16 protein-coding genes and 1 pseudogene are annotated in these 19,900 nt (G+C 68.8%); 9 read left to right on the top strand and 8 right to left on the bottom strand.

Features of this window, described 5'->3' with window-relative positions; all coding sequences use genetic code 11:
• The first annotated feature begins 21 nt into the window (after nt 1-21).
• The 5 genes from ACTJKF_RS02270 to ACTJKF_RS02250 all read left to right on the top strand — a co-directional run bounded on the left by ACTJKF_RS02270 (nt 22) and on the right by ACTJKF_RS02250 (nt 6,493).
• Nucleotides 22-513 (top strand): Lrp/AsnC family transcriptional regulator, encoded by a 492-nt coding sequence (locus ACTJKF_RS02270; protein ID WP_006749694.1) that lies wholly within the window; start codon nt 22-24, stop codon nt 511-513.
• A 110-nt stretch (nt 514-623) separates the two neighbouring features.
• Nucleotides 624-2,096 carry an NAD-dependent succinate-semialdehyde dehydrogenase gene (locus ACTJKF_RS02265; protein WP_440621933.1) on the top strand — a complete coding sequence of 491 codons (1,473 nt, stop codon included), beginning with the start codon at nt 624-626 and terminating at the stop codon, nt 2,094-2,096.
• 216 nt (nt 2,097-2,312) lie between these two features.
• Nucleotides 2,313-3,833: a diguanylate cyclase gene (locus tag ACTJKF_RS02260; RefSeq protein ID WP_440621932.1), complete on the top strand. Its 1,521-nt coding sequence runs from the start codon at nt 2,313-2,315 to the stop codon at nt 3,831-3,833.
• Between the two features lie 251 nt (nt 3,834-4,084).
• Entirely contained in the window at nt 4,085-6,043 is a 1,959-nt protein-coding gene (locus tag ACTJKF_RS02255; protein WP_440621930.1) for a phosphatase PAP2 family protein, read from the top strand.
• Nucleotides 6,044-6,322: 279 nt separating this feature from the next.
• On the top strand, nt 6,323-6,493 hold the full coding sequence (locus ACTJKF_RS02250) for a hypothetical protein (RefSeq protein ID WP_440621929.1): 171 nt from the start codon (nt 6,323-6,325) through the stop codon (nt 6,491-6,493).
• A gap of 133 nt (nt 6,494-6,626) precedes the next feature.
• On the opposite strand, the gene ACTJKF_RS02245 is transcribed toward ACTJKF_RS02250, so the two are convergent.
• The 3 genes and pseudogenes from ACTJKF_RS02245 to ACTJKF_RS02235 all read right to left on the bottom strand — a co-directional run bounded on the left by ACTJKF_RS02245 (nt 6,627) and on the right by ACTJKF_RS02235 (nt 8,178).
• Nucleotides 6,627-7,100 (bottom strand): RES family NAD+ phosphorylase, encoded by a 474-nt coding sequence (locus ACTJKF_RS02245; RefSeq protein WP_440621927.1) that lies wholly within the window; start codon nt 7,098-7,100, stop codon nt 6,627-6,629.
• A pseudogene (locus ACTJKF_RS02240) lies at nt 7,097-7,228 on the bottom strand (antitoxin Xre/MbcA/ParS toxin-binding domain-containing protein); the annotation flags it as partial. The pseudogene ACTJKF_RS02240 and the gene ACTJKF_RS02245, both read right to left, overlap by 4 nt.
• Before the next feature lie 74 nt (nt 7,229-7,302).
• Complete coding sequence (locus tag ACTJKF_RS02235; RefSeq protein WP_440621926.1) at nt 7,303-8,178, bottom strand: aldo/keto reductase family oxidoreductase; 876 nt, start codon at nt 8,176-8,178, stop codon at nt 7,303-7,305.
• Between the two features lie 100 nt (nt 8,179-8,278).
• Here ACTJKF_RS02235 and ACTJKF_RS02230 point away from each other — a divergent pair, with 100 nt between their 5' ends.
• Nucleotides 8,279-9,181 carry a LysR family transcriptional regulator gene (locus ACTJKF_RS02230; RefSeq protein WP_440621925.1) on the top strand — a complete coding sequence of 301 codons (903 nt, stop codon included), beginning with the start codon at nt 8,279-8,281 and terminating at the stop codon, nt 9,179-9,181.
• Nucleotides 9,182-9,214: 33 nt separating this feature from the next.
• Here ACTJKF_RS02230 and ACTJKF_RS02225 read toward each other — a convergent pair whose 3' ends face one another.
• The 5 genes from ACTJKF_RS02225 to xylA form a co-directional block, all read right to left on the bottom strand.
• Nucleotides 9,215-10,414, bottom strand: a complete 1,200-nt coding sequence (locus ACTJKF_RS02225) for a sugar ABC transporter permease (RefSeq protein ID WP_440621924.1) — start codon at nt 10,412-10,414, stop codon at nt 9,215-9,217.
• Complete coding sequence (xylG, locus tag ACTJKF_RS02220) at nt 10,411-11,970, bottom strand: D-xylose ABC transporter ATP-binding protein (protein ID WP_440621923.1); 1,560 nt, start codon at nt 11,968-11,970, stop codon at nt 10,411-10,413. Before xylG ends, ACTJKF_RS02225 begins: the two co-directional genes overlap by 4 nt.
• A gap of 72 nt (nt 11,971-12,042) precedes the next feature.
• On the bottom strand, nt 12,043-13,071 hold the full coding sequence (xylF, locus tag ACTJKF_RS02215; protein ID WP_440621922.1) for a D-xylose ABC transporter substrate-binding protein: 1,029 nt from the start codon (nt 13,069-13,071) through the stop codon (nt 12,043-12,045).
• An 87-nt stretch (nt 13,072-13,158) separates the two neighbouring features.
• Nucleotides 13,159-14,637: a xylulokinase gene (gene xylB / locus ACTJKF_RS02210; RefSeq protein WP_440622134.1), complete on the bottom strand. Its 1,479-nt coding sequence runs from the start codon at nt 14,635-14,637 to the stop codon at nt 13,159-13,161.
• A 10-nt stretch (nt 14,638-14,647) separates the two neighbouring features.
• Complete coding sequence (gene xylA, locus ACTJKF_RS02205) at nt 14,648-15,970, bottom strand: xylose isomerase (protein ID WP_440621921.1); 1,323 nt, start codon at nt 15,968-15,970, stop codon at nt 14,648-14,650.
• A 269-nt stretch (nt 15,971-16,239) separates the two neighbouring features.
• On the opposite strand from xylA, the gene ACTJKF_RS02200 reads away from it, so the two are divergent.
• The 3 genes from ACTJKF_RS02200 (at nt 16,240) to ACTJKF_RS02190 (ending at nt 19,873) form a co-directional block, all read left to right on the top strand.
• Nucleotides 16,240-17,433, top strand: coding sequence for a XylR family transcriptional regulator (locus ACTJKF_RS02200; RefSeq protein WP_440621920.1), 1,194 nt, complete (start codon nt 16,240-16,242; stop codon nt 17,431-17,433).
• A 27-nt stretch (nt 17,434-17,460) separates the two neighbouring features.
• On the top strand, nt 17,461-18,549 hold the full coding sequence (locus ACTJKF_RS02195) for an aldose epimerase family protein (RefSeq protein ID WP_440621919.1): 1,089 nt from the start codon (nt 17,461-17,463) through the stop codon (nt 18,547-18,549).
• A gap of 151 nt (nt 18,550-18,700) precedes the next feature.
• The gene (locus ACTJKF_RS02190; protein ID WP_440621918.1) at nt 18,701-19,873 is read left to right on the top strand and encodes a glycoside hydrolase family 53 protein; all 1,173 of its coding nucleotides are present in this window, start codon (nt 18,701-18,703) and stop codon (nt 19,871-19,873) included.
• The last annotated feature ends 27 nt before the right edge of the window (nt 19,874-19,900 follow it).

The raw sequence follows: 19,900 nt of genomic DNA, 5'->3' as shown, positions 1-19,900 counted from the left end.
TTTTTTCCCGCCCACGTGAACATGACGGACAGCAAGCTGGATCGCATCGACCTGCGCATCCTTTCCCAGTTGCAGAAGCGCGGCCGGATGACCAACGTCGAACTGGCCGACGCGGTCGGCTTGTCGCCCAGCCCATGCCTGATCCGCGTGAAGCGGCTGGAGAAGGCCGGTTACATCGGCGGCTACGGCGCGCACATCCAGCTCGAGAAACTCGGCGACGTGCAGGTCGTGTTCACCGAGGTCACGCTGGCCGACCACCGCCGCGAGGACTTCGACCGGTTCGTGGCCGCGATCCGCAACGTCGATGAAATCGTCGAATGCCACCTCGCGAGCGGTGGCTACGACTATCTGCTGAAGTTCATCACGCGCAGCGTGAGCCATTACCAGACGATCGTCGAAGGGCTGCTCGAGCAGAACATCGGCATCGAGAAGTATTTCAGTTACGTGATCATCAAGTCGCCGTTCGTCAAACGGCACTATCCGCTCGAATCGCTGTTCGGCGAACGGCACTGACCACCGCGGCGTGCGGCACCCATGAGCGTGGCGGTTCGCCGTCCGCGCGGGGCCGTCGCGCGCCCGCGCCGCGGCCGCCGGCGCAGAACCGCTTCATCCAAGGACCTGTCATGCCGCTTACGCTGTCCCGCACCGAACTCGTTCGCACCGCCAACCTGATCGACGGCACCTGGCGCGATGCGCTCGACGGCCGCCGCTTCGACGTCACCGATCCGGCCACGCTCGATATCGTTGCCCACGCACCCGACAGCGGCGCCGCCGACGCGCGCGCCGCGACCGACGCCGCCGCCCGCGCGCTGCCCGTCTGGCGCGCGACGCCGGCGCGCGAACGCGCCGCGATCCTGCGCGCGTGGCACGCGGCGATCGTCGCGCACACCGACGATCTCGCGAAGCTGATGTCGCGCGAACAGGGCAAGCCGCTGGCCGAAGCGCGCGGCGAAGTCGCGTACGGCGCGTCGTACGTGCTGTGGTTCGCCGAGGAAGCGACGCGCACCTATGGCGACCTGATTCCGCAGCAGCAGCGCGGCAAGCGGTTGAGCGCGGTGAAGGAGCCGATCGGCATCGTCGCCGCGATCACGCCGTGGAATTTCCCGCTCGCGATGATCGCGCGCAAGATCGCGCCCGCCCTCGCGGCCGGCTGCACCGTCGTCGCGAAGCCGGCGGAGGACACGCCGCTGACCGCGCTCGCGCTCGCGTTCCTCGCGCAGGAGGCCGGCGTGCCGCCCGGCGTGCTGAACCTGATCGCCGCGTCGCGCGAGCGCGGCATCGATGCGGTGGCCGACTGGCTCGCCGACGGCCGCGTGCGCAAGATCACGTTCACCGGCTCGACGCCCGTCGGCAAGCTGCTCGCGCGCGAATCGGCGGCAACGATGAAGAAGCTGTCGCTGGAACTCGGCGGCAATGCGCCGTTCATCGTGTTCGACGACGCGGAACTCGATGCCGCCGTCGACGGGCTGATGGCCGCCAAGTTCCGCAATGGCGGGCAGACCTGCGTATCGCCGAATCGCGTGTACGTGCAGGCCGGCGTCTACGGCGCATTCGCCGCGAAGCTCGCCGCGCGCGTCGCCGCGCTGAAGGTCGCGCCGGCAACCGACCCGGCCGCGCAGATCGGCCCGATGATCAACGCGCGCGCGGTCGACAAGATCGCGCGCCACGTCGGCGACGCCATCGAGCGCGGCGCGCGCGTGCTGACGGGCGGCCGGCGCCTGCCCGAACTCGGGCCGAACTATTACGCGCCGACGGTGCTCGCCGACGCGACCGGCGACATGCGGCTCACCTGCGAGGAAACCTTCGGCCCGGTCGCCGCGCTGTTTCCGTTCGACACCGAGGACGACGCCGTCGCCGCCGCGAACGACACGCCGTTCGGGCTCGCCGCGTATTTCTACACGCAGGACGTGCGGCGCATCGCGCGCGTGTCGGCGCGGCTCGAAACGGGCATCGTCGGGATCAACGAAGGCGCGCTCGCGAGCGAGGCCGCGCCGTTCGGCGGCGTGAAGGAATCGGGCTACGGCCGCGAGGGCTCGCGCTACGGCCTCGACGACTACCTGTCGATCAAGTACCTGTGCCAGGGCGGGCTCGACTGACACCGCGTGACACCGCGCCGCCGCGCGCGTGCGCCGCGGTGACGCCGCCGTTCCGTGGTGCGCCGCTGCCGGCGCGCCACGCGCGCACACGTTTGCGGCGCCGGTGCGGTCATCGGGTCGCAGAGGCCGGCCTCGATTTTCGGGCATCCCTGCCGTTAACCCGGAATTGACCAGCGCCGCTGCGGTCGCAGCCGGCATTCCGTACGAGCGCGAGCCATGCCTGCATCCCCTTCGATCGAGAAAATTGCCGACTGGGCAGGCCGCCACTACCTGGTCGTCGGGGTGCTGGGGACGCTGATGTCGGTCGCGGCGCTCGGCATCAGCGCGGTGACGCTGTGGGCCGCGCGCAGCGAAGTCGTCGAACACGCGCACGAGACGTCGCGCAACGTCGCGGCCGTCCTCGCCAGCGAGATCGCGCGCACCGTCGAAACGTCCAACAACGCGCTCGTCTCGCTCGCCGCCGACCTCGGCAACCCCGCCATCGTGCGCATGGAGGCCGGGCTGCGCCACGACGTGCTGTTCGAGCGCACGGCCGCGCAATACGTGACCGGCATGGGCGTGACGGACCGCAACGGGCGGCTGATCGACGGTTGTTGCGGGCCGACCCACAACTGGGACTTCAGCGATCGCGACTACTTCAAGGTCCATCGCGATTCGGACAACGTCGGTCTCTACGTGTCCGAGGCGTACCGCGCGCGTTCGCGCGGCGGCACCGAATCGATCGCGTTGTCGCGGCGCATCGAACGCGCGGATCATGCGTTCAACGGCATCGCGGTGGTCGCCATCGATCTCGCCTACTTCGACCAGTTGCTGTCGCGGCTGGACGTCGGACCGCACGGCGTCAGCGCGATCCTGCGCGCGGACGGCACGATCCTCGCGCGCAATCCGCGGTTGAGCGATCACCAGATGATGCACCTGCGCCGGTCGAAGTCGTTCGAGCGGATGGTGAGCCGCGAATCGGGCTTCCATGCCGCGCGCTCGAGCATCGACGGCACGTTGCGGCTCTATACGTACCAGCGGGTGCCCGGCACGCCGCTGATCGCCGTGGTGGGACCGGCCGAGGACGACGTGCTGGCCGGCATCACGCACCTGACGTGGACGGTCGGCGTGTCGGCGTCCGTCATCGGCGCGCTGTTCTGCGCGGTGGTGTGGCTGCTCGCCTTCGCGCTGCGCGACAACCATCGCAAGCAGACGCTGCTCACGGACCTGACGCGCACCGACCCGCTGACCGGCCTGCACAACCGTCGCGCGCTCGATGCCGCGCTCGCCGACGAATGGCAGCGGCTGCAGCGCGGCAGCGACGGCAGCCTGTCGGTGCTGTTCATCGACGCCGATCACTTCAAGCAGTACAACGACCGGTACGGCCATGCGCAAGGCGACATCGCGCTGCGTTTTCTGGCCGAATGCATCCGCGCGCATACGCGGCGGCACGGCGATCTCGCCGCGCGTTACGGCGGCGAGGAATTCGTCGCGGTGTTGCCCGATACGGACGAGCGCGGCGCCGCGCAGGTCGCCGAAGCGATTCGCCGCGCGGTGGCATGCAACCGGCTCGACGGCTTCGACGCGACGATTCCGGCGTTCACGGTCAGCATCGGCTGCGCGACCGGCCATCGCGCGCGGCCGGCGTCCGTGCATGCGTTGTCGCATCAGGCGGACCTCGCCCTCTATGCGGCCAAGCGCCAGGGCAGAAACCGCGTGTGCGTCGCCGACGCGCAATCGTTCGCTCAACCGGCTTGATCGTTGCGGTTCCCGTTGGGTACGCGAGCGCAAGCGCACGACCGGACGCACACACGTGCGGCTTGCCCGTCGCCGTCCGCTGCCGGGCCTCCTCGACGGCCGGATCGATGCGCCCGCATGTTCAGTAGCGCGAATTCACCAGATAGTGAGAATTCACGCGCATCGACCGCATTCCGAAACAAATTCGTAACTGCCACGTCACGATCGCCCACGACAATCCGCCATCTTTGATCCTCAGGATGGAGTCTGGCATGGGTGCGTCACGAAGCCGTTTCCCGCTGCACGTCGCAGCGCTGTCGAGTGCGTTTGTCCTGGCCGCCTGTGGCGGCGGCGACGACGTCGTGTCGACGACCCCGACCACCGCGGCCATGCCGGCTCCGCCGGCCGACCCGGGTTTCGTCGACAGCGCGCCGGTGCCCAGCGTGCCCGCCTTCGTCGACAACATCGCGACCAACCAGCGCGGCGACGCGCGCTATGCGACGCTGTCGACCAACGCGGCGGTGCGCGTGGTGAGCCGCTTCCTCGACCTGTGGCAGCCGTCGACGATGCTCGTCGATGCGGGTGTGAGCGCGCCGGCCAACGGCGCGTTCCCCGCCGTTTCGCCGTCGGCCTGCTCGGGCCTGCCGGCCAGCGGCACGCCGTGCGGCACGATCCTGAACGACACGGTGCTCGCGGCCAATGTCCAGTATGTGGTCAACGCAACGACCGCGCGCACGCAGCAGCAGGCCGACGCCGCCTATTTCGACGACCGGCGCGGCAAGGGCTACAGCGTGACCGACGGCATGGGGCCGCTCACCAGCGCGTGGCGCACGGCCGCGCAGCAGACGACCAGCATCACCAGCGTGCCCGCCGACGCGACGACCGTCCTGTACAACGATGCCGGCAACAACACCGGCGTCGGCAGCAGCACGAACGCGCGCTTCGGCAAGGTTGTCGACCTGCTCAACGAAATGGGCAACAACGCGTCGACGGAACCGTCGAAGCGTTTCTACAAGTATGCGCGGCCGTATCGCTGGAGCGCGAGCGTCGTCGTCGCGCCGACGCTCGTGCCGGCGGAAAGCACGACGCCCGCGACCGACGGCGGCTTCATCAGCGGCCACGAGGCCGAAGCGATGCGCGATGCGACGACGATGGCGTGGCTCGTGCCGGAGCGCTTCCAGGAGATGGTGAGTCGTGGCCTCGAGCTGGGCGAGAACCGGATCCTCGCCGGCATGCACTCGCCGCTCGACGTGATCGGCGGCCGCATGCTCGCGCTGGCCGTCAGCGCGGCGAACCTGACCGCGTACGCGAGCGATGCGCAGGCCGCTTACGGCCAGGCTCACCAGGCGCTGCAGCAGCTCACGGGGACGACCGACACGACCTTCGCCGCCTTCGCGCATTCGGGCACGACGACGACCGACCGGTTCGCCGATTACACCGCGAACAAGGCCGCGTTCCTGCGCCGCATGACGTTCGGCTTCGGCGCGATCGAGTCGACCGGCGCGCCGCCCGTCGTGCCGAAGGGCGCGGAAATCCTGCTGCAGACGCGCTTCCCGTACCTGAGCGCGGACCAGCGGCGCGTCGTGTTGAAGACCACCGAGGTCTCGTCCGGCTATCCGGTGATGGACGATGCGGAAGGCTGGGGCCGCCTGAACCTGTTCGCGGCGGCCGACGGCTATGGCGCGTTCAACGGCAACGTGATCGTGGCGATGGATGCGTCGCAGGGCGGGCTGAACGCGGCCGACCAGTGGCGCAACGATATCGCCGGCGCCGGCAAGCTGACGCTGCAAGGCAGCGGCACGCTGACGCTGGCCGGCAACAACAGCTACGCGGGCGGCACGCAGATCAGCGGCGGCACGCTCGCCGCGGCATCCGCGACCGCGTTCGGCAACGGCGACGTGTACGTCGGCACGGGCGGCAGCGTCAGGATCGCGGCGAGCGCGCCCGTGACGATCGCGACGCGCTACACGCAACTCGACAACACGACGCTCGAACTCGACCTCGACGGCAACGGCGGCGGGCGTCTGCGCGTGGGCGGGCCGCTGACCGTCGCCGGCGGCACGCTGCATGTGAAGTTCGTGAACGGCTATGCGCCGAAGGCCGGCGACACGATCGCGCTGATCGACGGCGCGGCGGCCGCGGCGAAGTTCTCGACGGTGACGGTCGACGGGTTCAAGGCGACGCCGGTTTATACGGCGACGGGCGTGTCGGTGGTGTTGTCGGCGTCGTAAGACGCACAGCGCTTGATGGAACGCGTCGGGCTGCATGCGCACGAAGCGGGAAGCCCATCGACGAAATGACGCGCGAGCCACGCGCGTTCCGGCCCCGTCATACGCGAAAACCAGGCGCGAAACGTGCTTGTACTTAGGGTTGCCGATTGCCTCGAGATGGCGAATCGACCCGCGCGCCGCTCTCGATCGCGCGCCTCCCGGTCGACCACCGAGCCGTGCACGGTAAATTCTGCACGCCAGGCAACCGGCGACATGACCCAAAACTACAAGGAGAAAACGATGACCCTGTTTATCTACCTGGTCGGCTGGATCATTTTCATCGGCGGCGTGGCCTGGGGATTGATGACGCTGCACGTGTCGCAGCACGTCATCGAGATCGTGGCCGTCATCCTGTTCGGCATCGCGGTCATTACCGGCGCGACGCGTGCGCGCAACCGCGACCGGTCGTAGCGCACGCGCGCCGCCGCGGCCCCGGACGGGCGGTACGTCACCTCTGCCTTGTAGTTGCTGGTCGTGCGGGCGCCATGCGCCGATCGACCACTTCCCGCGGCCGCCCTGGATCGGCGACCGGTGCGCCGCGCAGCTATCCAAAGAGCCACGGGTCGAGCTTGAACGGCGCCTTGCTGATCACGTTCACGCTCGCGGAAAAATCCGCGTGCAACGGATTCAACAGCAGATTGAAATCGGTCGGGCAGATAACGGACGGGACACGCATCGCCAATTGTTCGCCTCGTTCGAGCCAGGGCTGACCGATTCGCGCCGTCGACACCGGGTCTTCGGACAGGGTCGCCCAGTCATCGGGAAGCGCCGGTGCGAACGCAGCCTCATAGACCGCGTCCGGCACCTCGATCGTCACAAGGAACAGTCCCCCGGCCGGAAGGATCCCGGACATATGGACCAACGCCTCCAATAGCGATGTCGACGCATGGCAGCAGGTGTATAGGACGCGCATGCCCCGCGGATTCCAACGCCCTCCCGCAATCGCCGCACCGTTCCCGCTTAGATCATCGGCCAGATAGTGACCCATTCGTTCTTTTGCGAGTCGGTACAGCTTCACGCGGTGACTCCGAACTGCGCACGATTGAGAATGTCGCGAACGCGATCGTAGCCGGGTTGTACGTCGAGGACCTCGATCGGTTTAAATCCCTCAAGCGCTGCATTGCCACGGGTCATCCATTCCGCTGCGACGCCGTTTCACTGCGCCGGGCCGATATAGGCGGCCAGTTCCGCCGGCGTGCCGGACGGTATCCGCACCGGCCTCAGCCGCGAGCGGACACGACAGCGTCGAGTTCGCGCACGGCGTCCTCCGGCAACACCACCGCGCCCGCGGCGAGATTCTCGCGCAGATGCGCGACGGACGACGTTCCCGGAATCAGCAGGAGGTTCGGCGCGCGCCGCAGCAGCCACGCGAGCGCCGTCTGCATCGGCGTCGCGCCGAGTCGCGCCGCGACCGCGTCGAGGGTGGCCGACTGCAACGGACTGAAGCCGCCGAGCGGAAAGTACGGCACGTAGGCGATGCCGTCGCGCGCGAGCGCATCGACGAGTTCGTCGTCGTCCCGGTGTGCCAGGTTGTAATGGTTCTGCACGCAGACGATGTCGCAGATCCGGCGCCCTTCCTCGATCTGCGCGGTCGTGACGTTGCTCAGCCCGATGTGCCGCACGAGGCCCTGCCGCCGCAGTTCGGCCAGCGCGGACAACGGCGCCTCGATCGAGCCTTCGGCCGGGCCGTGCACGTCGAACATGATCCGCAGGTTGACCACGTCGAGCACGTCGAGACCGAGATTGCGCAGGTTGTCGTGCACGGCGGCCGCAAGCGCTTCGGCGGAGAACGCCGGCAGCCATGAACCGTCGTCGCCGCGCGTCGCGCCGATCTTGGTCACGATCAGCAGATCGTCGCGATACGGATGCAACGCGTCGCGAATCAGCTGGTTCGTCACATGCGGACCGTAGAAATCGCTGGTATCGATGTGATCGACGCCCGCTTCGACAGCCTCACGGAGCACCGCGAGCGCCGCATTGCGATCCCGCGGCGGCCCGAACACGCCGGGCCCGGCCAGTTGCATCGCGCCATAGCCGATGCGGTGCACGCGGCGGCCCGCGATGGAAAACGTGCCGGATTGAACGATGGGGGACATGATCGCGCTCCTGTAGCGAATGAGTGAATCGCAGGTTACGCCGCGTTGCGCTGCGCGATAATCGGCCATAATCCGCACGACCTGTACGAAAAGGCGAACAATGCAAATCGATCTCGGTGATCTGAACGCGTTCGTGGCGGTGGCGCGCGCGAAGGGCTTTCGCGAAGGCGCGCGAACGATCGGCGCGAGCGCGTCCGGCCTGAGCGAGGCGGTGCGCCGGCTGGAAGCGCAGCTCGGCGTGCGGCTGCTGCACCGCACGACGCGCAGCGTGGCGCCGACCGAAGCCGGCGAGCGCCTGCTCGCGCGGCTCACGCCGGCGCTGAGCGAGGTGGAGGCGGCGCTCGACGTGGTGAACACGTTTCGCGAGAAGCCGGTCGGCACGCTGAAGCTCAACGTTCCGATGAGCGCGGCGCGGCTCGTGCTGCCGTCCATCGTCCCGCGCTTTCTCGACGCCTATCCGGAAATCCGGCTCGAGGTCGTGGCTGACGAAAGCTTCGTCGATATCCTCGCAGCCGGCTGCGACGCGGGCATCCGCTACGACGAACGCCTCGAACAGGACATGATCGCCGTGCCGATCGGCCCTCGCTCGCAACGTTGCGCGACCGCCGCGGCGCCCGCCTATCTCGACCGGCGCGGCCGCCCCGCCCATCCGCGCGACCTGCTCGATCACGCATGCCTGCGCGGCCGCTTCGCGAGCGGCGCGATGCCGGCGTGGGAGTACGAGCGCGATGGCGAAGTGGTCCGCGTCGACCCGTCGGGCCCGCTCGTCGTGCAGATCGGCGGCGCCGTCGATCTCGCCGTCGACGCCGCCTGTGCGGGGCTCGGCATCGTGCATCTTTTCGAAGAATGGCTTCGTCCGCAGCTTGCGAGCGGCGCGCTCGAACCCGTGCTCGACGGCTGGTGGCGGCCGTTCTCGGGGCCGTACCTGTACTATCCGGGGCGGCGTTTCGTGCCGGCGCCGCTGCGGGCGTTCGTCGATTTCATCAAGGCGGATGCCGGATAGACCGGCACGCGGCGCTCACGCCCGCCCGCCTCCTCACCGCCGGTTCGACCGCGACACCACGTCGATCCACACGGCCAGCACCAGCACCGCGCCCTTCACGATCATCTGCCAGTACGCGTCGACGTCGAGCATCGACATCCCGTTGTCGAGGCTCGCCATCACGAGCGCGCCGATCAGCGCGCCATAGACGGTGCCCGATCCGCCGCGCATCGACGTGCCGCCGATGAAGCACGCGGCGATCGCGTCGAGCTCGCCCATCGTGCCGGCCGACGGCGAGCCGGCCGCGAGGCGCGCGGTGTTGACGATGCCCGCGAACGCGCACATCAGCCCCATCAACGCGAAGATCGCGAGCTTCACGCGATCGGTGTCGACACCCGACAGCCGCGTGGCCTCCAGGTTCGACCCCACCGCATAGATGCGCCGGCCGAACACGGTCTGCGTCGCGATCCACGAGAACGCGCCCAGCAACGCGAGCAGCAGCAGCACGGGCACCGGGATGCCGCCGTAGCGGTCGAGCGTCGCGACGAACGCGAACAGCACCGCGCCGGCACCCACGATCTTCGCGACGTCCTGCCACAGCGGCGCGACCGCGAGCCGGTAGCGATGCCGCGTGCCGCGCTGGCGCATCACCAGCAGCGCGACGAGCGCGAACAGCAGCACGGCGAGGCCGTCGCCCACCATGCGCGGCAGATAGCCCTGCCCGATGAACACGAAGCCGTCGGATACCGGCGCGATCGTCGAGCCGCCCGTCACGCCGAGCAGGATTCCGCGGAACGCGAGCATCCCGCCCAGCCCGACGATGAACGACGGCACGCGCCGGTAGGTCGACCACCAGCCGTTGAACAGCCCGACCAGCACGCCGAGCGCGAGCACCGCCGGCACGGTCGCGGCGACGGGCCAGTGGCGATTGACGTCGAGGATCGCCGCGACGCCGCCGAGCAGCCCGAGCAACGAACCGACCGACAGGTCGATCTCGCCCGCGATGATGACGAACACCATCCCGCACGCGAGCATCCCGGTAATCGACATCTGCCGCAGCAGGTTCGACACGTTGCGCGGCGTGACGAACGCGCCGTCGGTCAGCACCGAGAAGAACACCCAGATCGCCGCGACCGCGAACAGCAGCGCGAGCACCTTGTAGCGCACGAAGACCTGGCGCAGCGGATGGCCGCGCGTGCGGCGCGCATCGGTGTCCGGCGGCACGGCGGAAGAAGAGGAAAGTTCGGTGTTCATGTCTGACTCGCTGCAATGGGTTCGGCCGGACGCCGCGCGGGCTTCAGCGCGGCGCCGAGAATCTGTTCCTGCGTGAGACCGTCGTTCACGAAATCGCCGCGCAGCTCGCCTTCGCCGATCACGAGCACGCGGTCGGCCAGCCCGAGCACTTCCGGCAACTCGGACGACACGACGATCAGCGCGACGCCGCGTTTGGCGAGCGCGAAGATCAGCCGGTAGATCTCCGCCTTCGCGCCGACGTCGACGCCGCGCGTCGGTTCGTCGAGGATCAGCACCTGCGGGTCGGCCAGCAGCATCCGGGCCAGCACCGCCTTCTGCTGGTTGCCGCCGGACAGGCTCGCGATCGGCAGGAACGGATGCGCGGCCCGCACCGACAGCCGCTGCATCTCGGTGCGGATCGCATCGAGTTCGGCGGCCGCGTCGATCCGTCCGCGCGCCGCGAAGCGGCGCAGCACCGACAGCGTGATGTTGTGGCCGACGCCGAGCTGCGGCACGATCCCGTGACGCTTGCGATCCTCGGGCACCATCGCGATGCCCGCGCGGATCGCATCGGCCGGCGAGCGGATCGCGAGCGGCCGGCCGTTGATCCGCACGGCTGCCGTGCTCGCGCCCGGATACGCGCCGAAAATCGCCTGCATCAGCTCGGTGCGGCCCGCGCCGACGAGCCCGGCGACGCCGAGGATCTCGCCGCGCCGCACGCTGAACGACACGTCGTCGACGCGTTTGCGGCGCGGGTTCGCGATGTCGTGACAGGTCACGTTGCGCGCGTCGAGCACGACGTCGCCGATCTCGTGCGGCTCGCGCGGATACAGGTTGCGAATCTCGCGGCCGACCATCATCGCGATGATCCGGTCGGTGGTCAGCGCGCGCATCGGCTCGGTCGCGACGTGGCGGCCGTCGCGGATCACGGTCACGGTGTCGCATACCGCGTCGACTTCGTCGAGCTTGTGCGAGATGTACACGCATGCGACGCCGCGGCGCTTCAGGTCGCGCACGATGTCGAGCAGGATGCGCGTCTCGGCGGCGCTCAGCGACGACGACGGCTCGTCGAGGATCAGCAGCTTCGCGCGCTTGTTGAGCGCCTTTGCGATCTCGATCAGCTGCTGATGGCCGCCGCCGTAGTTCATCACCGGCTGCGCGACGTTGATCGCGTCGATCCGCAGCTCGCGCAGCAGCGCTTCGGAGCGCCGCACCATCTCCGCGTAATGCATGCGCCCGCCTGGCAGCGTGATCTCGTTGCCGAGGAAGATGTTCTCGGCGACCGACAGCTCGGGCACGAGCATCAGCTCCTGGTGGATGATGACGATGCCCGCGCGCTCGGTGTCGCGCACGCCGGACGCGACGAGCGGCGCGCCTTCCCAGCGGATCTCGCCGTCCCACGTGCCGTGCGGATAGACGCCGGACAGCACCTTCATCAAGGTGGACTTGCCGGCGCCGTTCTCGCCGCACAGCCCGACGCACTCGCCGGGGCGCACCGTCAGGTCGATGCCGTCGAGCGCCTTCACGCCGTCGAATGCCTTGACGATGCCGCGCATCGTCAGCAAGGGTTCGGTCATACGTTCATTGCCTCGCAATCGGCACGCGGCCGTGCGCCAGGGCCGGCCGCGTGCAGGGTGCCCGCCGCGCCGTTACTGGCTCGCCAGCTGGGCCTGGGTGTAGAAGCCGTCCTTCACGACGACGTCGACGTTGCGCTTGGTCAGCAGCGTCGGCTGCAACAGCACCGTATCGACCTTCTTCTTCCCGTTGTCGTATTGCGCGTTGAACGCGGGCTTGGTGCCCTTCGCGAGATCGACCGCGAGCTTCGCGGCTTCGCTCGCGATCAGCTTCAGCGGCTTGTAGACGGTCATCGTCTGCGTGCCGGCGATCACGCGCTTGACCGCGGCCAGATCCGCATCCTGCCCGGACACCGGCACCTTGCCGGCCAGGTGCTGCGCGGCCAGCGCCTGGATCGCGCCGCCGGCGGTGCCGTCGTTCGACGCGACGATCGCGTCGATCCTGTTGTTGTTCGCGGTCAGCGCGTCCTCGACGATGCGCAGCGCGGTCGACGCGCTCCACTCGGGCACCCATTGCTGGCCGACGACCTTGATGTCGCCGCGGTCGATCGCCGGCTTCAGCACCTTCAACTGGCCCTCGCGCAGCATCTTCGCGTTGTTGACGGTCGGCGCGCCGCCGAGCAGGAAGTAGTTGCCCTTCGGCTTCGCGTCGACCACGCCCTGCGCCTGCAGTTCGCCGACCTTCTCGTTGTCGAACGAGATGTATGCGTCGACGTCCGCATCGAGGATCAGGCGGTCGTACGACACGACCTTGATGCCGGCCTTCTTCGCTTCGGCGACGACGTTGCCGAGCGTCTTCGAGTTGAACGGCACGATCACGATCACGTCGACGCCGCGCGAGATCAGGTTCTCGATCTGCGAAATCTGCCGCTCCTCGCTCGCGTCGGCCGACTGCACGGACACCTTCGCGCCAAGCTTCGTCGCCGCCGCGACGAAATAATCGCGATCGCGCGACCAGCGCTCGACGCGCAGGTCGTCGATGCAGAAGCCGATCTCGGGCTTGTCCTTGCTCGCATGCGCGAGCGGCGTGCCCAGCGCGAGGATCGCCAGCGCAGCGGCGCCGGCAAGCGAACTCAATACGGTACGACGCGTCACGGATTTCATTGTCTCCACTCCTTGTTATGGAACCACGTCACGAATGCCGGACGGCCGCCGGAATGGGCCGCCCGCATCGAGTCACGACCAGGCGCGTCACGCGCCCGTTGCAAACACCGGTTCGAGCGCGCGATACAGCGCGCGAAACGTCGGACGCCGCGCGTCGCGATACCACGCGTGCCGCCCGAAGTCGGGCTCGCGCACCGCGACGATCGGCGGTTGCGGGCACACGTCGTCGAGCGGTGCATCCGGCTCGAGCGCGAGACGCGCAAGCCGCGCGGCGCCCAGCGCCGGGCCGACCTCGCCGCCCGCGCGCAGCGTCAGCGCGCGGCCGCTCAGGTCGGCGAGCATCTGTGTCCAGTACGCGCTGCGCGAGCCGCCGCCGATCACCGTGATGCGCTCGGGCGCGAGCCCGGCCGCATGCAGTGCGTCGATCCCGTCGAGCAGTGCGAAGCCGACGCCTTCGAGCGTCGCGTTCGCCAGATCCGCACGCTGCGTGTCGGGCGTGAGCCCGTAGAACACCCCCTTCGCGTTCACGTCGTTGTGCGGCGTGCGTTCGCCGCTCAGGTAGGGCAGGAACCACGGGCGGCCGGCACGTGCGTTCGCTTCGGCATCGGCGAGCAGTGCCGCGACGCCGTCGTAACCGGTCAGCCGCGCGGTGTAGTCGATGCAGCCGGCCGCGTTCAGCATCACCGACATCAGGTGCCATGTCGCGGGCAGCGCATGACAGAAGCTGTGCACCGCCGATTCCGGATTCGCACGAAATCCGTCCGACACCGCGAAATACACGCCCGACGTGCCGAGCGACAGCAGCGCATCGCCGGGCCGCACGATCCCCACCCCCACCGCACCGGCCGCGTTGTCGCCGCCACCGGCCACGACCGGAATCTCGCGCAGCCCGAGCGCGCGGGCGACGTCCGGCAGCAGCGTGCCCGTCACGCGGTTGCCCTCGAACACGGCCGGCATCTGCGTGCGCGACAGCCCGCACGCGGCGAGCAGCGTGTCGTCGTAGTCGCGCTTCGCGACGTCCAGCCACAGCGTGCCGGCGGCATCCGACGGATCGGTGGCGACCGCACCGGTCAGCCGGTAGCGCAGATAGTCCTTCGGCAACAGCACGGTCGCGATGCGCGCAAACACGTCGGGCTCATGGCGGCGCACCCACAGCAGCTTCGGCGCGGTGAAACCCGGCATCGCGACGTTGCCGGCCACCGTGCGCAGCGCGGGCGCGAGCCGTTCGAGTTCCGCGCACTCCGCATCCGCGCGGCCGTCGTTCCACAGGATCGCCGGGCGCAACACGTCGCCATGCGCGTCGAGCAGCGTCGCGCCGTGCATCTGGCCGGTCAGCCCCAGCGCGTCGATGTCGCGCGGATCGAGGCCGGCCGCGCGGGCCTCGCCGACGACCGCGGCGAGCGCACCGCATGCGGCGTCCCACCAGTCGCGCGGCGCCTGTTCGGACCAGCGCGGCCGCGGCCGGCTCACCGTCAACGGGCAACTTGCGCTCGCGCGCACCGCGCCGTCGCGGTCGAGCAGCACGACCTTCACGCCGGACGTGCCGAGATCGAGTCCGAGAGTCAGGGACATGGCGTCAGCGCAGCCCGTAGATCGCCTGGTTCACGATGTTCTCGAGCCGCTCCTGCGCCCCGCTCGCATGCCGGGGGTCGACCCCGCGCGCAAGCGCATCGTCCGCGAGCGCCTGCAGCGTATAGCCGCCCGACAGGATCTGGCGGCCGAACGCGTCGTCCCACTGCGCGTAGCGCTGCCGGCGCAGCGCATCGAGCCGGTCGTTCTCGACCAGCACCGCCGCCCGCTCCAGCGCGAGCGCGAGCACGTCGATCGCGCCGACGTGGCCGTGGAACAGGTCCTCCGGATCGATGCTCTGACGCCGCACCTTCGCGTCGAAGTTCATCCCGCCGGTCGTGAAGCCGCCGTGGCGCAGGATCTCGTAGAACGCGAGCGTCAGCTCCTCGACGCTGTTCGGGAACTGGTCGGTGTCCCAGCCGTTCTGCGGATCGCCGCGGTTCGCGTCGACGCTGCCGAACACGCCGAGCGCGAACGCGTTCGCGATCTCGTGATGGAACGAATGACCGGCGAGCGTCGCGTGGTTCGCCTCGATGTTCACGCGGATCTCGTTCTGCAGTCCGTATTGCACGAGGAAGCCGTGCACGGTCGCGACGTCGTAGTCGTACTGGTGCTTGGTCGGCTCCTGCGGCTTCGGCTCGATCAGCAGCGCGCCCGTGAAGCCGATCCGGTGCTTGTGCTCGACGACCATCGACAGGAAGCGCGCGAACTGTTCGCGCTCGCGCTTCAGGTCGGTATTGAGGAGCGTTTCGTACCCTTCCCGGCCGCCCCACAGCACATAGTTCTCGCCGCCGAGCCGGTGCGTCGCGTCGAGCGCATGGCAGACCTGCGTCGCGGCCCATGCGAACACGTCGGGGTTCGGGTTCGTCGCGGCACCGGCCGCGAAGCGCGGGTGCGAGAACAGGTTCGCGGTGCCCCACAGCAGTCGCACGCCGCTCGCCTGCTGGCGCTCGCCGAGATAGTCGACCATCCGCGCGAAATTGGCCGCGTACTCGCGCAGGCTGTCGCCCTCCGGCGCGACGTCGGTGTCGTGAAACGTATAGAACGGCGTGCCGAGCTTGGTGAAGAATTCGAATGCCGCATCCGCCTTCATCCGCGCACGCTCGAGCGCATCGCCAGGCTGCTGCCACGGGCGGCGAAACGCGCCCTGTCCGAAGATGTCGTGGCCCGGCCACACGAACGTATGCCAGTAGCAGACCGCGATCCGCAGATGCTCGGCGAGCGTCTTGCCGAGCACGCGCTTCGCGGGGTCGTAGTGATGGTAGGCCAGCGGGTTGTCCGACTGCGGACCCTCGTAGCGAATCGCGGGAATGTGTTCGAAATACGACATGGCGTCTCCGTGCAGGTGCTTGTTGCAGCGCAACGTGCATCGCATCGCGACGACGCACGCGGCTGAATCCGGTTGGCTGGATCGTGCCCGCGCGCCTGCCGCCCGGCAATTGCGAAATTGCGCAGCACGCTTAACGTTTCTTGCCAGCCGCGCTCGCACGGCGCGCGTTCCGTCCTACAATCGCCGGACACCAGAACACCGCGCGGCACCGCCCGCGCGCCCCGGAGACAACGGCGCGACGCCCGAGCGGCGCGCGCCCCGAGACCGAGATGACCCGCGCCCCTTCTACCCCGACACCGCACCGCATCGCGCTGCTGTTCAACGCGAACAAGGTCTACGACCGCGAGATCATCAGCGGCATCGGCCAGTACCTGCACACGACGCGCGTCGTGTGGGACCTGTTCCTCGAAGACGACTTCCGCTGCCGGCTCGCCGGCATCGAGCGCTTCGACGGCGACGGCATCATTGCGGACTTCGACGATCCGGCCGTCGCCGACGCGCTCGCCGGCTCGCCGCTGCCGATCGTCGCGGTCGGTTCGTCATACGAAGATCCGGCGCAGTATCCGCGCGATGTCCCATATATTGCGACGGACAACCCGAAGCTCGTGTCGCTGGCGTACACGCACCTGATCGGTGCGGGGCTCGCGCATTTCGCGATGTACAGCCTGCCGGTCGCGCAGGAGAACCGCTGGGCGCAGCAGCGCGAGCTCGCGTTCGACCGGCTCGCACGCGCGGACGGGCTCGATGCGCCGATCTACCGCGGGCTGTCGACGAGCGCGTCGGGCTGGAATCACGCGATCGAGCAGCTGATCGACTGGCTGCACGCGCTGCCGAAACCGGTCGGCGTGATCGCCGTCACCGATGCGCGCGCGCGGCACCTGCTGCAGGCCTGCCTGATTGCCGGCATCGCGGTGCCGGAACAGGTCGCGATCATCGGCATCGACAACGATCCGCTCACCCGCACGCTGACGCGCATTCCGTTGTCGTCGGTCATCCAGGGCACCGAGGAAATGGGCCGCACCGCCGCGCACCTGCTGCACCGGATGCTGCGCGGCGCACGCTTTCCCGGGCAGCGGATCCTCGTGCCGCCGGTCGGCATCAACGTGCTCGAATCGACGCGCCACCAGCCGCTCGCGAGCCCGCACGTGATGCGCGCGCGGCATTTCATCCGCCAGTACGCGTGCCAGGGGATCAAGACCGAGCAGGTCGCCGACTATGTCGGCGTGTCGCGCTCGCTGCTCGAAGAGCACTTTCGGCGCGAACTGCAGCGCACCGTCCACCAGGAAATCCTGCGTCACAAGCTCGAAGCCGCGCAGGCACTGCTCGCGGGCCGCCATGCATCGAGCGCGGAAGTCGCGATCCGCTGCGGCTTCACGTCGTTGCAGTACATGCATGCCGTGTTTCGCCGCGAACTCGGCTGCACCCCGCGCGAATACCAGGCGCGCACCGCGCCCGCCCACTGAATTCACCGCCCACGAGCGAACCCACTCATGCGTATCGATACCGACACTTCCCGTCCGACGTCCGACGTCGCCCGCATTCCGTCCGAGCCGTGGGGCACGCTGCCCGGCGGCGATCCGGTGCGGCGCTACACGCTGCGCAACGCGCACGGGATGCGCGTCGTCGTCAGCGATCTCGGCGCGACCGTCGTGTCGTGGCTCGCGCCCGACCGCACCGGACGCTTCGCCGATATCGTGCTGGCCCACGACACGCCGGCCGAGTACGTCGAGTCGGGCGCGTATCTCGGCGCGACGGTCGGCCGCTGGGCGAACCGGATCGCCGGTGCGCGCTTCACGCTCGACGGCGTCGACTACCCGCTCGACCGCAACGAGAACGGCAACCTGCTGCACGGCGGCGCGAGCGGCTTTCATCGTGCGCGCTGGGACGTGATCGACGACCGCGGCGGTCTGACGCTGCGGCTCGACTCACCGGAAGGCGATGCGGGCTTTCCCGGCAACGTGAGCGTGCAGGTGCGTTACACGCTCGACGACGACGGCACGTTGACGATCGACTATGCCGGCGTGACCGATGCGCCGACGCCGCTGAACCTCACCAATCACAGCTATTTCAACCTCAGCGGGCGCGCGGGCAGCGACGTGCGCGGCCATCTGCTGCAGATCGACGCCGATGCCTTCGTCGAAGTCGACGACGCGCTGATCCCGACCGGCACGGCCGACGTGACGGGCACCGCGTTCGATTTCCGGCAGAGCGCGCCGATCGGCGCCCGCCTCGACTGGCCGCATGCGCAGCTCGTGCGCGGACGCGGCTTCGATCACTGCTACGTGCTGCGCGATCCCCAGCGTGGCGTGCGGTCCGTCGCATCGATCTACGATCCGGAAAGCGGCCGGGAGCTCGCCGTGGCGACCGACCAGCGCGGGCTGCAGCTCTATACGGGCAACTATCTGGATGGCGTGCGCGTGAGCGGCGGTGGGTCGTGCGTGCGGCATGCGGCGCTGTGCGTCGAAGCGGGGTGCTTTCCGAACCAGGTCAACATGGACGCGTTGCGCGACGAAACCATCCTCCATCCGGGCGACACCTATCGGCAGACGACGCGGTATCGGGTCGGGGTGCGCGGCTAGCGCCAGATAGTAGGCACCGCACGCGTTCTTTGCGTCTGCATCGGCACGTGCGATACGCTCGATCCGGCTTCATGTCGGCGCCGAAATTTAAGCGCTTAAACCAACGCGCCCGCGATCCCGCGATCGACCGGGCCAACCCTGGAGGATGACGATGGACAGACGATCGATGTTGCGCTGGAGTGTCTCGACCGCGGCGCTCGCCTGCGTGGACCTGGCCGGCACGTTGCCGGCCGTCGCGCAAGGCAGCACGCAACGCGTCGCACACGCCGCGGGTGGCGCCCCGCTCGCGATGGGCGCCGACGTGTCGACGCTGCCGGAGCTCGAGGCGCACGGCGCGCAGTTCTTCGACCGCGGACACGCGCGCGACTGCCTGAAGATCCTGCATGCGCACGGCGTCGATTCGATCCGCATCAAGGTCTGGAACGATCCCGGCAATCCGGATTTCTTCCCCGCGAACCAGAGCGATGCGGCCGGCTACAACAATGCCGCCCACGTCGTGGCCCTCGCGAAGCGGGCGGCCGCGCTCGGGATGCGCATCCTGATCGATTTCCACTACAGCGACTGGTGGGCCGACCCCGGCAAGCAATACCCGCCGCATGCGTGGGCCGGCAAGAATCTCGCCGATACCTGCGCACTGCTGTCGGCCTATACGACCGACGTGCTACGCCAGTTGCAGCGCGCCGGCGTGCGGCCCGAGTGGGTGCAGATCGGCAACGAGATCACCGGCGGCATGCTGTGGCCGCTCGGCCGCTACGACCAGTGGGACAACCTCGCGCAACTGCTGAAGACGGGCCGCGACGCGGTGAAGGCCGTCGATCCGCGCATCAAGGTGATGCTGCACGTCGACAGCGGCGGCGACAACGCGAAAAGCCGCTGGTGGTTCGACAGCGCGACGCAGCGGGGCGTTGCGTTCGACGTGATCGGCCTGTCGTATTACCCGCAGTGGCAAGGCTCGCTCGACGACCTGCGCAATAACGCGAACGACCTCGCGGTGCGCTACGACAAGGAGCTGATCGTCGTCGAGACCGCGTATCCGTGGACCACCAGCGACGGCGATTCGGAACCGAACGCGATGACGAACACGGGCTCGACCGCGTTTGCGCCGTCGCCGGCCGGCCAGGCGCAATTCGTCGCGGCGGTCGTCGATATCGTGAAGGGCGTGCCGGGCAATCGCGGCAAGGGCGTGTTCTGGTGGGAGCCGGAATGGATCCCGACGCCGGGTGTCGGCTGGAAGGTCGGTGCGGGCGATCAGTGGGACAACAATACGTGGTTCGACTTCCACGGTAACGCGCTGCCGTCGCTCGACGCGTACCGTCAGCGGTAACGCATCACGGCATCGCGGTGTCACCGC

The organism is Burkholderia sp. 22313 (assembly GCF_052045245.1).
GTDB lineage: Bacteria > Pseudomonadota > Gammaproteobacteria > Burkholderiales > Burkholderiaceae > Burkholderia.
The sequence above is the reverse complement of the archived record's forward strand: the minus strand, read 5'-3'. Positions and strand labels throughout refer to the sequence as shown.

Bases quoted from the DNA above. Each gene is read 5' to 3' on its own strand.
- ACTJKF_RS02270 (WP_006749694.1), top strand. From the start codon at position 22: ATGACGGACAGCAAGCTGGATCGCATCGACCTGCGCATCCTTTCCCAG.
- ACTJKF_RS02265 (WP_440621933.1), top strand. From the start codon at position 624: ATGCCGCTTACGCTGTCCCGCACCGAACTCGTTCGCACCGCCAACCTG.
- ACTJKF_RS02260 (WP_440621932.1), top strand. From the start codon at position 2,313: ATGCCTGCATCCCCTTCGATCGAGAAAATTGCCGACTGGGCAGGCCGC.
- ACTJKF_RS02255 (WP_440621930.1), top strand. From the start codon at position 4,085: ATGGGTGCGTCACGAAGCCGTTTCCCGCTGCACGTCGCAGCGCTGTCG.
- ACTJKF_RS02250 (WP_440621929.1), top strand. From the start codon at position 6,323: ATGACCCTGTTTATCTACCTGGTCGGCTGGATCATTTTCATCGGCGGC.
- ACTJKF_RS02235 (WP_440621926.1), bottom strand. From the start codon at position 8,178: ATGTCCCCCATCGTTCAATCCGGCACGTTTTCCATCGCGGGCCGCCGC.
- ACTJKF_RS02230 (WP_440621925.1), top strand. From the start codon at position 8,279: ATGCAAATCGATCTCGGTGATCTGAACGCGTTCGTGGCGGTGGCGCGC.
- ACTJKF_RS02225 (WP_440621924.1), bottom strand. From the start codon at position 10,414: ATGAACACCGAACTTTCCTCTTCTTCCGCCGTGCCGCCGGACACCGAT.
- xylG (WP_440621923.1), bottom strand. From the start codon at position 11,970: ATGACCGAACCCTTGCTGACGATGCGCGGCATCGTCAAGGCATTCGAC.
- xylF (WP_440621922.1), bottom strand. From the start codon at position 13,071: ATGAAATCCGTGACGCGTCGTACCGTATTGAGTTCGCTTGCCGGCGCC.
- xylA (WP_440621921.1), bottom strand. From the start codon at position 15,970: ATGTCGTATTTCGAACACATTCCCGCGATTCGCTACGAGGGTCCGCAG.
- ACTJKF_RS02200 (WP_440621920.1), top strand. From the start codon at position 16,240: ATGACCCGCGCCCCTTCTACCCCGACACCGCACCGCATCGCGCTGCTG.
- ACTJKF_RS02195 (WP_440621919.1), top strand. From the start codon at position 17,461: ATGCGTATCGATACCGACACTTCCCGTCCGACGTCCGACGTCGCCCGC.
- ACTJKF_RS02190 (WP_440621918.1), top strand. From the start codon at position 18,701: ATGGACAGACGATCGATGTTGCGCTGGAGTGTCTCGACCGCGGCGCTC.